Source organism: Pseudomonas sp. V98_8 (genome assembly GCF_029967975.1).
GTDB lineage: Bacteria > Pseudomonadota > Gammaproteobacteria > Pseudomonadales > Pseudomonadaceae > Aquipseudomonas > Aquipseudomonas umsongensis.
The window spans coordinates 1-12,476 of the sequence record NZ_JASCAE010000100.1 but is presented as its reverse complement, the minus strand read 5'-3'; the positions used below and the strand labels follow the sequence as shown (position 1 = coordinate 12,476).

General features: G+C 61.8%; 11 protein-coding genes. 4 read left to right on the top strand and 7 right to left on the bottom strand.

Going from position 1 to position 12,476, the window contains the following annotated elements; genetic code table 11:
- Window positions 1-298 precede the first annotated feature (298 nt).
- The 7 genes from QLG10_RS28950 to QLG10_RS28920 all read right to left on the bottom strand — a co-directional run bounded on the left by QLG10_RS28950 (window position 299) and on the right by QLG10_RS28920 (window position 6,685).
- Window positions 299-1,309 carry a putative sulfate exporter family transporter gene (locus QLG10_RS28950; RefSeq protein WP_282488436.1) on the bottom strand — a complete coding sequence of 337 codons (1,011 nt, stop codon included), beginning with the start codon at window positions 1,307-1,309 and terminating at the stop codon, window positions 299-301.
- Window positions 1,306-1,632, bottom strand: a complete 327-nt coding sequence (locus QLG10_RS28945) for a Rieske 2Fe-2S domain-containing protein (RefSeq protein WP_008066685.1) — start codon at window positions 1,630-1,632, stop codon at window positions 1,306-1,308. The genes QLG10_RS28950 and QLG10_RS28945 overlap by 4 nt, the downstream gene beginning before the upstream one ends.
- Window positions 1,629-2,291, bottom strand: a complete 663-nt coding sequence (locus QLG10_RS28940; RefSeq protein WP_282488435.1) for a DsbA family oxidoreductase — start codon at window positions 2,289-2,291, stop codon at window positions 1,629-1,631. Before QLG10_RS28940 ends, QLG10_RS28945 begins: the two co-directional genes overlap by 4 nt.
- Window positions 2,288-3,613: an MFS transporter gene (locus tag QLG10_RS28935; RefSeq protein WP_188265670.1), complete on the bottom strand. Its 1,326-nt coding sequence runs from the start codon at window positions 3,611-3,613 to the stop codon at window positions 2,288-2,290. The genes QLG10_RS28940 and QLG10_RS28935 overlap by 4 nt, the downstream gene beginning before the upstream one ends.
- Before the next feature lie 89 nt (window positions 3,614-3,702).
- Complete coding sequence (locus tag QLG10_RS28930) at window positions 3,703-4,755, bottom strand: 3-keto-5-aminohexanoate cleavage protein (RefSeq protein WP_110755300.1); 1,053 nt, start codon at window positions 4,753-4,755, stop codon at window positions 3,703-3,705.
- A gap of 87 nt (window positions 4,756-4,842) precedes the next feature.
- On the bottom strand, window positions 4,843-5,691 hold the full coding sequence (locus QLG10_RS28925; protein WP_110755301.1) for a TauD/TfdA family dioxygenase: 849 nt from the start codon (window positions 5,689-5,691) through the stop codon (window positions 4,843-4,845).
- Window positions 5,692-5,704: 13 nt separating this feature from the next.
- A complete protein-coding gene (locus tag QLG10_RS28920; protein WP_020798544.1) occupies window positions 5,705-6,685 on the bottom strand; it encodes a quinone oxidoreductase in 981 nt (326 codons plus the stop codon).
- Window positions 6,686-6,923: 238 nt separating this feature from the next.
- Between QLG10_RS28920 and QLG10_RS28915 the strand changes: the two genes are divergently transcribed.
- The 4 genes from QLG10_RS28915 (at window position 6,924) to QLG10_RS28900 (ending at window position 12,165) form a co-directional block, all read left to right on the top strand.
- The gene (locus QLG10_RS28915) at window positions 6,924-8,432 is read left to right on the top strand and encodes a PLP-dependent aminotransferase family protein (RefSeq protein ID WP_282488434.1); all 1,509 of its coding nucleotides are present in this window, start codon (window positions 6,924-6,926) and stop codon (window positions 8,430-8,432) included.
- A 111-nt stretch (window positions 8,433-8,543) separates the two neighbouring features.
- On the top strand, window positions 8,544-9,599 hold the full coding sequence (locus QLG10_RS28910) for a TIM barrel protein (RefSeq protein ID WP_282488433.1): 1,056 nt from the start codon (window positions 8,544-8,546) through the stop codon (window positions 9,597-9,599).
- A 65-nt stretch (window positions 9,600-9,664) separates the two neighbouring features.
- Window positions 9,665-10,930 carry an MFS transporter gene (locus tag QLG10_RS28905; protein ID WP_282488432.1) on the top strand — a complete coding sequence of 422 codons (1,266 nt, stop codon included), beginning with the start codon at window positions 9,665-9,667 and terminating at the stop codon, window positions 10,928-10,930.
- 167 nt (window positions 10,931-11,097) lie between these two features.
- A complete protein-coding gene (locus QLG10_RS28900; protein ID WP_188265667.1) occupies window positions 11,098-12,165 on the top strand; it encodes an alpha/beta hydrolase in 1,068 nt (355 codons plus the stop codon).
- Window positions 12,166-12,476: the final 311 nt, after the last annotated feature.

The window sequence follows — 12,476 nt, the reverse complement described above, 5'->3', positions numbered from 1 at the left end:
GAACGCAGAGCGTCCCTGGCGGCATTCCCACGCAGAGCGTGGGAACGATCAATCGTCGGAACGCCGCCCGGAGCATGCTCGCTCCTACAGAAGGGCGAAACCATAAGCCGCCGTGACCGCAGCAATGGATATGTACTCAGACAACAATCTCCCACAGGCCCACCGGGCAAAAAAAAACGGCGACTGCTGGTACAGTCGCCGTGAAAAACCAGTGTCATCGACACCGGTCGAGAACACCACCGCAGCTAGGAGCCAACTGCAGTGCGGTCCTCTGCCAGAAAACGATTTACGTCGCCAGTCATAGGCCCCAGTGCAGCAACAACAGCACCAGCACGACGAGGAACACCGTCTCCCCCACCATCAGCAGGATCGGCTTGATGCCCACCGCCGCCAGCTCCTTGAGCTGGGTCTTCATGCCCAGGGCACTGATGGACACCACCAGGCACCAGCGCGACAGTTCATTGATCGAACCCTGCACCGCCGGGGCTATCCACCCGGTGCTGTTGATGCACGCCAGAATCAGGAAACCGACAGCGAACCATGGCAGCAACGGTGGCCGCTTGCCGGTCGGATCGGCGCCCTGCATGCGCGTGATCATCGCGGCGGTGACGATCACCGGCAGCAGCATGGCGACGCGCATCAACTTGACCACCGTCGCCGTGTCACCGGTCTCGGTGGACATGCTGTAGCCAGCACCGACCACCTGCGCCACATCGTGGATGGTCGCTCCAAGAAACACCCCGGCCACTTGCGGCGACAGTTGCAGCCAATTGGCGATCATCGGGTAGACGATCATCGCCAACGTCGACAGCGCCGAGACTCCGATCACCGTAAACAGGGTCGCGCGTTCTTTCTGCGGGTGATTAGGCAGCGCTGCGGCCAGCGCCAACGCGGCCGATGCACCACAGATCGCAGTAGCCCCACCCGTGAGCATGCCGAACAAACGCTGAAAGCCCAGCGCCTTGGCCGCGATTACCGACACACCGATGGTCACCACCACCAGGATCACCACCAGGGCCACCGGCTTCCAGCCCAGCGCCGCCATCTGTTCGAGGGTGATGCGCATGCCCAGCAGCGCCACGCCGATTCGCAACACGGTGCGTGCGGTGAACTCGATGCCAGCCTTGCAGGCGCCGTCACCGGCGAGGAAATTCAGGGCCATGCCCAGCAGCAAGGCAAAGAGCATGACGGGCGCACCGTAGTGCTCGGACAAGAACGACGCGGCGGCAGCCACGATCAGACTGACGATGAAGCCCGGGGCCAGTTCGCGCGTGCGACTATGGATACGGGTAAGAGCGATGGCGCTCATGGCGCGGACTCCTCAGGAACGATGACGATGAACGCCTGGCCGTCGATGATCTCGACCGGGTAGTTGTTGACTTTGACCTGCCTGGAATTGAGCAGGTAGCCGCTGTGCAAATCGAAGCGCAAACCGTGGGCGCAACATTGGATCACCCGCCCCTCGAGACGCCCGCCACACAGCGAGGCGCCCTGGTGCGGGCAACTGTCGTCGATGGCGAACAGCTGTCCGTCGACGTTGAACAACGCCAGGCTTTTGTCCTCGAACTCGAACAGCGCCCGGCCACCGGCCTGCGGATGTTTGCCGGCAGGTACGGGAATGCGCCGGGTCATGCCGGCTGCCGCTCAAGCTCAGGTTCCTTGAGCGCTTCGTGCATGGCTCCGAGCAGCGCCTGGGCAGGTTGTGCGCCAATCACCGTTATGCGCCGGTCGAACTGGAAGCTCGGCACGCCACTGGTCGCACCGGGCGACCCTGCAAATGGCGTGGCATCGCCTTTCAGGCAATCGAGCAGTGCGTCGCTATCGACGCCGCAGGAGCGGGCAATGGCGAGCAAGGTCTCGCGACACCCGAGATTTTCGCGTTTGCGGAAATAAGCGGCGAACAGCCGCTCGAGCAACATTTCACGCTGGGCTGCATTGCCCAGCGCGCTGGCCCGCTCGAACAGACGATGGGCGTCGGCGGTGTTGGGCATCGTCTCGATCTGGCTCAGGTCGATGTTCAGTCCAACCGCCGCGGCAGCCCGTTGTACCTGGGCCTGACGCATGGTCATCGCGTCGGCATTGCCCAGGCGCTTGCGGTAGAAATCGGCGAAGGGCTCACCTTCTACCGGCAACTGCGGCAGCAACTGCACGCCATGCCACACCGTGTTGATCTGCACATCCGGATGACGATTACGAAACTGTACCTGCGCGTGCTCCAACTGGCGCTTGCCGATCAGGCACCAGGGGCAGATAAAATCGAAAAACACATCAATCTGTAGACGACGACTCACAACTTCACCTCTAACCCGGCGTGACTGACGGGATCAGGCACGCTCTGCCCCTGAAGGCGGGCAATATCTTTGTGGTAATGACACTTGGCGTAGAAGAACACCGCCGCTGCCGCGAGGCTGACCAGCGGTACCAATTGAAACGCGGCATGCAGGCCGATGAGGTCCGACACCTTTCCGGTGATGAACGGTCCTGGCGCCAGTCCCAGCATGTTGTTGGCCAATGTCAGCGTGGCGAAGGCCGTGCCGTGGACCGAGTAATGGGTCAAGTTGGCAACCATCGCGCCAGCGGGGCCAGTGGTACCGGTGGCAATCAGCATGCCCAGGCAAATCAGTGCCAGCTGCAACGGCCCGGCCGATAGCGCAAACGCCGCCGACAGCAACAGGCAACTGCCCAGGCAAAACGCGATGGCCAGGCTGACCTTGCGTTCCGGCGAGTTGCGACACAGGCGATCGCTGAGCATGCCGCACAGGATCATCCCGGTACCACTGCACAGCACGATGATTGCGGCCATGCCACCAGCCTTGTCCGTGGGCATGTCGTAGTAGCGATTGAGGTAACTGGGAATCCACACCATTACCGTGCCACCGACGAACAGCTGCAAGCCGCTGCCGATGTAGGTAGCCACCACCGAACGACTGGACCACAGCGTACGCAGCGGACGCTTGGCCGCGGCTACCTTGTTCGCCAACTGGGCTGCACGCTTGGGCGCAATGCGTGCTTCCTTGACGATGATCGGGTACAGGATTGCCAGCAGCAAACCAAACAGCGCCATGCCAGCGAACGACCAGCGCCAGCCAAGCTTGGCGGCGATAGCACCGCCCAACGCCATGCCCAACACCGAGCCAAACATCCCGCCCGCCATGAAGGCGCTGGCCAGGGTGGCCCGCATGTGTTTCGGAAACACCGAAATCACCACCGCGATGCCGACACTGCCGTAGGCTGCTTCGCCGACGCCGACCATGAACCGCGCGATGAACATTTGCTGATAGTCCTGCGCCAACGCGCAACCCAGCGTGGCCAGGCTCCACAGCATCGCCATCAGCGCCAGGCTCTTGACCCGGCCAAAGCGGTCAGCCATCAGCGACAGCGGAAACGTCAGCAGGCCCACCATCAGCGCGACAATGCCACTGAGCAGGCCAAGCTGCCCGTCGCTCAAGGCCCATTCGCCCTTGAGCAGCGGGAACACCGCGTTCAGCACCTGGCGTGACATGTAGTCGGAAATCAACAGGCCGAACGTCAGTGCGAAGACAATCCAGGCATATTTACGCGCAACGTTGACGCAACCAGCGTCGTCATCGTCGGCGATTGGGTGAAAGGCCATGCAGCCTCCTCAAAGCTTTTATTTATTTTTGTTATCAAGCGTTTTGCAGTGCGCACGAGAGGTCACGGCCTCTCGTGCGCACCACGGGGTCAGCCGCGTTGCGGCACACCTTTTTGCCCGGCCTTGCGGTTGGGCGACATACCATTGGCAAGCAGGGTCTGCTCGATGCTGTCGTACTTCACACCGATGCGATAAATCTCGCGGGCTTCTTTGCCCGTGGCGATTTCGCGACCCAGTTCGTGGGCAATGCGCACGGTTTGCTGGATTTGCGCAACCGAGCCGAAACGCTCGCCCTTGTGATCAATGATAGTGTCTTCGTTGCCAACGCGCGGGTGCAGGCCCATGGACATCGCCATGGTGTTGAACGGCAGCACGTTCTTGAGCAGCGATTCGGAGGTCAGGGTGCAGCCGTCCGGGACACGGTGGATGAAGTTGAAGAAGTTGAACGGGTTCGGACCGTCGAAACCACCGCCGATGCCGATCCAGGTCAGGTTCATCGGACCCTTGTAGATGCCCTTGCGTACCAGGCGCTCCAGGGTTTCGTAGGCATGAATGCCGGTCAGCTGGAAGTGCGGCTGGATGTCGTTGTCCATCAGGCGCTTGAGGTGCTCGGCGACCCAGGCCGGACCGGCGGGCACGGTCATTTCGCTGTAGGCCGCCTGGACCAACGGGTTGGCCAGGGAAGTGCCTTCCAGGTATTCCGGGTACAGCAGCTCCATGATGTTCATCTGGGTGGTGTTGATCGCCACCGTGACCTGGTCCGGTTTTGGCGTCAGCTCGGCCAACATGTGGCGCGTATCGTCGGACAACCACTTGGCCGCTTCGCCATCACTTTCCGGGGCGAAGGAAATCGAGCCACCCACCTGGATGATCATGTCCGGCACGGCTTCGCGCACACCGGCGATCAGCTCGTTGAACTTCGACAGGCGCTTGGAGCCCTTGCCGTCCAGTTCACGTACATGCAGGTGCAGGACCGTGGCGCCGGCTTCATAGCAATCGACCGCTTTCTGGACTTGCTCGTCCATGGTCAAAGGGATGTCTTCAGGGAAGTCTTCCGGCATCCATTCGGGGCCGTACGGGGCCACGGTGATGACTACTTTTTCCATGTTTTCGGGGTGCAGGGAATCGTCGAAGAATTGCATGGTCTACTCCACTTTTTATGATTGTCCCGTCCACCCGGGATCGTGCCGGGCAGACGTATTTACGAGTGCGTATGCAGAAAGGATCGATCAGTACGTCTTGTCGCCGATGATCCCGGCGCGCTCCATCTTGCGATGGCACGGCGGGTAATCCATGACGGCGTAGTGCTGGGTACTGCGGTTGTCCCAGATGGCGATACTGTTGGGCTTCCAGCGCCAGCGCACCTGATACTCAGGGATATACGCCTGGCTGATCAGGTAGCGCAGCAACTCGCTCGCGCCGGGGTTGGCGTCCTGGCCGAAGCGCACCCGTTCAGGGGTGTGGTAGTTGCTCAAGTGGGTGGTGAAGGCGTTGACGAACAGCACTTTCTCGCCGGTTTCCGGGTGCGTGCGCACCACCGGATGCTCGGCGTCCGGGTACATCGCCTTGAGCGCCAGGCGCTTCTCGATCGGCATCGCCGCGCCGAAGCTCGCTTCGATACTGTGGCGTGCGCGCAAGTCGGCAATCTTCAGCTTCACGTCTTCAGGCAGACGCGCGTAGGCTTCGACCATGTTGGCCCACATGGTATCGCCGCCCACCGGTGGACATTCCACGCAGCGCAACACGCAACCCATCGGCGGCGCATCGCGCCAGGTCGCATCGGTGTGCCAGGCGTTTTCGTAGCGGTCCATCGGCTGGTCCGGGTTCTTGTAGATGCGTACCAGCCCCGGGTGCTCCGGATCGCTGCCGGCCACCGGATGGTCTTCCAGTTCGCCGAAGCGCCGGGCGAAGGCCACGTGTTCGGCGCGAGTGATGTCCTGGTCGCGCAGGAACACCACCCGATGCTTGAGCAACTGGGCACGAATCTCGGCAAACAGACCGTCGTCATGCACCGCGTCGGCGAGGTTCACGCCGATCAGTTCGGCGCCGATGCTGTAGGTCAATTGTTCGACTTTCATGGCTGGCCGCTCCTTAAATGACGAAAATCGACGAACCGGTTGTCTTGCGCGACTCAAGGTCACGATGCGCTTGTACCGCATCCTGCAAGGCGTAGTGCTGGTTGATCTCGATCTTGATGCGGCCACTGCCGACGTGATCGAACAACTCACCGGCCAGGGCGGCTTTTTCGGCCGGGTCGCTGATGTAGTTGGCCAGGGCCGGACGGGTCAGGTACAGCGAACCTTTCATCGCCAGCATCACCGGGTCGAACGCCGGGATCGGCCCGGATGCAGTCCCCACGCAGACCATCAGGCCACGGGGTTTCAACGAATCCAGCGAACCCATGAAGGTGTTCTTGCCAACACTGTCGAACACCACATTGACGCCCACACCGTCGGTCAATTCGCGAACGCGTGCGGCGACGTCTTCATGGCTGTAATTGATCGTATGGTCGCAACCGTGAGCCCGGGCAATTTCGGCCTTTTGCTCGGTCGACACCGTGCCGATCACGTTCAGCCCGAGCAACTTGGCCCACTGCGAAACGATCAGGCCGACACCGCCAGCGGCGGCGTGCAGCAGAATGCTGTCACCTTCCTTGAAGTCGTAGATGCGGCGCATCAGGTACGAAGACGTCAGGCCGCGCATGGTCATCGCCGCCGCCGTTTCGAAGCTGATGGTTTCCGGCAGCTTGATCAGCGGCGCGGCCGCGATCAGCCGCTCGGTGCTGTAGGCGCCAAGGGTGTTAAGGAAACCGGTATAGGTGACGCGGTCCCCCACCTGGACGTTGGTCACGCCTTCCCCGATGGCCTGGACCACACCGGACGCCTCGACCCCCATGCCGTTGGGCATCGGGATTGGGTAGGTGCCATTGCGAAAGTAGGTGTCGGCATAGTTCAGGCCGACCGCCACATGACGCAGTCGAACCTGGCCTGGACCGGGATCGCCGACTTCGACATCCTCGTAGCGAAGGACTTCGGGACCACCGGTTTCGTAGAAGCGTACGGCCTTGGCCATTTTTCTTATTCTCCAGTCTGCAATATTGGCTGCTGCGTCGATTTGCGCTGATTGGACTGTAGGATGCTGCCTGGTGAGCCGCTTCTCATCAGACGACAATGGCTTTTCATTTCATGACAAGGTGCGCCGAGCTGTAAAAGTCGGTGGATGACTTATGCCGTGCCGCTCGCTAACCTGCATGCCACGGTGCCAGAGCGCGCTGAAGCCAACCCACTCACTCCGTCCAGACGAGCGCTTCATGAAATCCCCCGCAGGTCTGTTGCTGTCGGCCATCGAACTGGACCGTGCCAGCGCCATCCCCTTGTACCGCCAACTGTATTTGCAGATTCGCAAACAGATCCTCGGTGGCCGGATCCAAGGGGGCGTGCGCCTGCCGTCGACTCGCACCTTGAGCAAGGAACTGGCGTTGTCGCGGATCACCATCCTCAATGCCTTCGATCAGCTGATCGCCGAAGGTTTCCTGGCCTCGCGCACCGGCGCCGGCACCTACGTCGGCACCGAGTGGGAGCACCGCACGACGCTCGACGATGGGCAGGCACGCCAGCCCCCGCGCCTGTCCGACTTGAGCCAGTCGATGCTGTCGCTGCGTAGCGATCATTTTCGCGGGGTGTCCTATGCCGACTGGGACCCAGCCACCCCGACCTCCTTCCTGCCCAGCCACAGCACCTACGACGCCTTCCCGCAGGCGATCTGGCGGCGCCTGATGAACCGTCACCTGCTCAAGCCGAGCAAGGCCATGCTTGGTTACGGCGAACTGCAAGGGTTGCAGGCGTTGCGCTCGGCCATTGCCGAGTACGTCTTCGACGCCCGGGGCATCGACTGTGACGCCGGCCAAGTGGTGATCGTTTCCGGTGCACAGCAAGCGTTCAACCTGCTGGGCATGTTGCTGCTCAATCCGCAGGACCGCGTGTGGATGGAAGACCCGGGGCACATTGCGGCGCGCATCGCCTTGCAGGCCCAAGGCGCGCAGGTGGTGCCACTGCCTGTCGATGACCAGGGGATCGATGTCGAGCAAGGCCTGGCCCAATGCCCTGATGCGCGCCTGGTGTTCACCACGCCCTCGCGCCAACATCCCCTGGGCGTGACCCTCAGTTATGCACGACGCCAGGCATTGATCGATTGGGCCGCACGCCAGCAGAGCTGGATCATCGAGGATGATTGCGACAGTGAATTGCGCTACAGCGGCCGGCTCCTTCCGGCGCTCTATGCCATGGACCAGATGGCCCGGGTGATCTATGTCGGGACGTTCAGCAAAGTGCTGTTTCCATCGCTGCGACTGGGCTACGTGATATTGCCCCAGGCCCTGGTGGAACCCTTCTGCACCCTGCGCGCGGTCATGGATCGCAGCCCGCCTACGCTGCTGCAGGCGACGACGGCGGACTTCATGGGCGAAGGCCATTTCCTGGGACACATCCGCCGCCTGCGTGCGCTGTACCAGGCGCGCCAGCAAGCCCTGGTCGAGCAGCTGCAACAACAGCTCGGCGGCTTCTTGCGCATCACCCCGGTGGACGCCGGCATGTACCTGATCGCCTGGCTGCCCCCCGCGCTCGATGACGACGCCATTGCCAGGCAACTGGCGCAATACAACATCCACACCTATGCCCTGAGCGACTATTGCATCGAGCACGTCCTGCCGCCGGCCCTGCTGATCGGTTTTGCCGGCACCCCTGAACACCAGGCCCGCGAACGCGTCGAAGCGCTGGCCCGGGCCCTGCACGCAATGGGGTGCCTGACGCCGGCCACTTGAGCGCGGCAAGTGGTCTTAACAATTAACTGATAATGGATCTATCGAGAGTTCCTGGCTGGCGCGATAAAGGCTGCGCCGCAAGACCCGGTGTCTGAACCAGGAACGACTCGAATGAACAATAAGATCCAGGAACGATTCAACGCTTTGCTTTGCCACAACGTGGTCGAGGAAGACACGGCGCCCGTGCTGACTGACGCACTGGCCCGGCAATTGCTCGAACGACTGGCGCAACTGCGCCTGTTTGCCCACGCCTATCCGCTGCTGACCAACCTCACCCACGGTCGTGTCACCCCCGCCGACCTGCTCGACTTCGCCTATCGCCACGAGCTGCAGGGCCTGAGCGTGCATCTGCTCGACGGCGAGGAAAACAGCCTGAGCCGGATGACACCCGCCCAGCTCCAGGTGTTCGCCGACAAGGCCCGAGCCCTGGGACTGGACGTGCATCTGGAAATCAGCAGCACCCTGAAAACAGATGTCGACCAGGTGATCGCCATCGCCCGCGCCCTGGGCGTGCGCAATATCCGCGTCTACTCGCGCTACGAGGGAACGCTGTCGCGGGTCATGGACCTGATCGAAACCGATCTGCGCTACTTGGCGCAGCAGGCGGATGAGCACGACCTGTACTTCGACTTCGAACAGCATGAAGAGCTCAAGAGCAACGAGATCGCGCAACTGCTCAACCGCCTCAACCACCCTCGCCTGCATGCCCTGTTTGACTTCGGCAACATGATCAATGCCTGCGAACAACCCCTGCAGGCGCTGCGCAACCTGGCGCCGCACATCCGTCAGGCGCACCTCAAGGGCGTGCGCGTGGTTCCCGAACAAAACGGCTTCGGGCATTACGGCGTACTGCAAGGCAGCACCGAAGACGACCTGCCCAGCGCCCGCCTGCTGTTCGAGCTGTTGATGCTGGGCGACACGACCCCGCAGGTGATCGCCTTCATCCTCGAACAGGAAAACCACTACGTGGCGCCGGCGTTCCGCCAGACCGCTGAGGCGGCCGACCCCTTCATCGCCTATCGGGAAATGAGTGAAACACCCCTGCCCGCCGGCTTCTCGCTGGAGCGAATGCTGGCCGACGAGCACCGCTGGGCGAACAACCAGGTGGCCTATGTGCGCGGTGTGCTGGCCGAGTTACGCACCCTGGCCGAGCTGACCCTGGCCTGACCCTGGCAAAAAATGCCCCAAGCCTGAACCCGACGCTACGAACCGATTACACCCGGAGAACAATAATGACAACTCAAAACAAGGCCAAATGGCTCAGATTCCTGATACTCATCCTCGGTGGCGGCACCATCTACAAACTGGCCAACCTCAAGGACGCTTTCTATGTGCCCATGCAGCAATTCATGGGCTTGAGCCACACTGAAATCGGCCTGTTGCTGAGCGCCAACGCGATCATCGCCACCGCGTTGTTCGTGGTCGGAGGCCTGCTCGCCGATCGCTACGACACGCGCAAACTGATCCCCCTCGGCCTGATCGGCACCGGTAGCCTTGGGTTGTACCTGGCAACGTTTCCCCCCTTCAACAACCTGTTGATCGTATTCAGCCTGCTGGCGGTGTGTGCCGACTGCCTCTTCTGGCCCTCGTTGCTCAAGGCCATCCGCAACCTGGGGGATGATCAGGAGCAGGGTCGCCTGTTCGGCCTGCTGGAAGGTGGACGTGGTGTCGTCGATACCCTGGTGGCCTTCTGCGCGCTGGGCGTGTTCGTCGCCATGGGTTCGGGCGAAGCCGGCCTGAAATCGGCGATCCTGTTCTACTCGGTGATCGACATCCTCGCCGGGACCCTGACCTGGTTCCTGCTCAAGAGCGGTGGCACACAGACGACCGCCAAGCCCGGCAACGGCCTGGCCAACCTGTTCGAAGCCATCAAGGTGCCGGGTATCTGGCTGGTCAGCCTCAATGTGTTCATGGTCTACATCGTTTACTGCGGCCTGACCTATTTCATTCCCTACCTCAAGGAAATGTACGGCCTGCCCGTGGCACTGGTGGGCGCCTACGGCATCATCAACCAGTACTTCCTGAAGATCCTCGGTGGCCCTGCCGGCGGTTTCATCGCCGACAAACAGTTCAAGAGCACCAGCCGCTACCTGAAGTGGGCATTCCTCGCGCTGCTGCCGCTGATGGGCATCATCCTGCTGATTCCGAAGAACCCGAGCTTCATCTATGCCGGCATGGCTGCCACGCTGTCCTTCGCGCTGATCGTGTTCTCCATGCGCGGCGTGTTCTGGGCGCCGATGGGTGAAGTCGGCATTCCCCAGCACATCACCGGCTCGGCCTTCGGCATCGGCTGCCTGATCGGCTATGCACCGGGCATGTTCGCCTACGTGATCTACGGCGCGATCCTCGACCACTTCCCTGGCGAGCAAGGCTATACCTATGTATTCAGCCTGATGAGCGGGTTGGCGATCATTGGCTTCATGGTGTCCAGCCTGCTGTATCAGTCGGTGCGCAAGAAGTCCATGGTCAGTGGTGAGGTAAGCGCAGCGCAGGCTTGATCCGACGCTGTGTATCACTGTGTATCTGGACAACGGCGGGATACAGGTGCTTGCACCGGTCCCGCTCTTCGACACAGGCCAGATACGTCATCGCGCTCAAATGCAGGCAGGGTTTGAAGGGGATCGGCTGGGTCCCCTGGCCAGCGGTTTGCAAGGGAGAGATCACGATGAAAATGGCACAGCAGAACGACAACACCGGTAAACCCCGCCGCAGTCTGATCAGCGCTTCAATCCTCGCGCTGAGTCTGTTCGGCGTTCTGGGAGCCGCTCACGGACAAACCTCCGCGACCGCGCAGCCTGGCGCGACAGCGGCTGGCACCACGCAAACCGCCACTTCGGCGTTCGGTCAACTCAAGCATGTCAACGCCGGCCTGCTGAACGTGGCGTATGCCGAAACGGGCCCGGCCGATGGCCCGGTGGTCATTCTGCTGCACGGTTGGCCCTACGACATCCACAGCTATGACGCGGTCGCGCCCTTGTTGGCGGCCAAGGGTTATCGCGTGTTGATGCCCTACGCGCGAGGCTACGGCGACACGCATTTCCTCTCCGAAAAAACCCTGCGCAACGGCCAGCCGGCCGCGTTGGCCAGCGACGTCATCGACTTCATGGACGCCCTGAAGATCAAGCAAGCCGTGCTCGGTGGCTATGATTGGGGCGCGCGCTCGGCCGACATCGTTTCGGCGCTGTGGCCAGAACGGGTCAAGGCACTGGTCTCGGTCAGTGGCTACCTGATCGGTAACCAGGCCGCCGGCAAGAACCCGCTGCCGCCCAAGGCCGAGCTGCAGTGGTGGTACCAGTTCTACTTCGCCACAGACCGCGGCCGCGCCGGGTACGAGAAAAACACCCATGACTTCGCCAAGTTGATCTGGCAAACGGCCTCGCCAAAATGGGCCTTCGATGACGCTACCTTCGACCGCAGCGCCAAGGCCCTGGAAAACCCCGACCATGTCGACATCACCGTGTTCAACTACCGCTGGCGCCTGGGCCTGGTCCAGGGCGAGAGCCGCTACGAAGCGTTGGAACAGAAACTGGCCACCGCGCCTTCCATCAGCGTGCCGACCATCACCCTGGAAGGCGATGCCAACGGCGCGCCGCACCCCGCCCCTGAGGATTACGCCAAGCGCTTTACCGGCAAGTACGAATTCCGCCTGATCAGCGGCGGCATCGGCCACAACTTGCCACAGGAAGATCCGCAGGCGTTCGCCAAGGCGGTGATTGATGCGGATCATCTTTGAGGCCCCTGCGATAGGGGGCTGACAGCCGAGCAATCGCTCGCGGCTATACCCGTTCTACTGTAGGAGCCCGGCTTGCCGGCGAAGGCGTCCTGGCGGCCAATGGGGTTTGTGACTGAGTACATATCCGTTCCTGCGGTAACGGCCACCTAGGGTTTCGGTTTTACTGTAGGAGCCAGGCTTGCCGGCGAAGGCGTCCTGGCAGACGGCGATTGTCTTTCAGGTGTACATATCCGTTGCTGCGGTAACGACCACCTATGGTTTCGCTTTTACAGCGAGTCACTTGGAAGAGCCCCAAGTAACCAAGGGCTCTT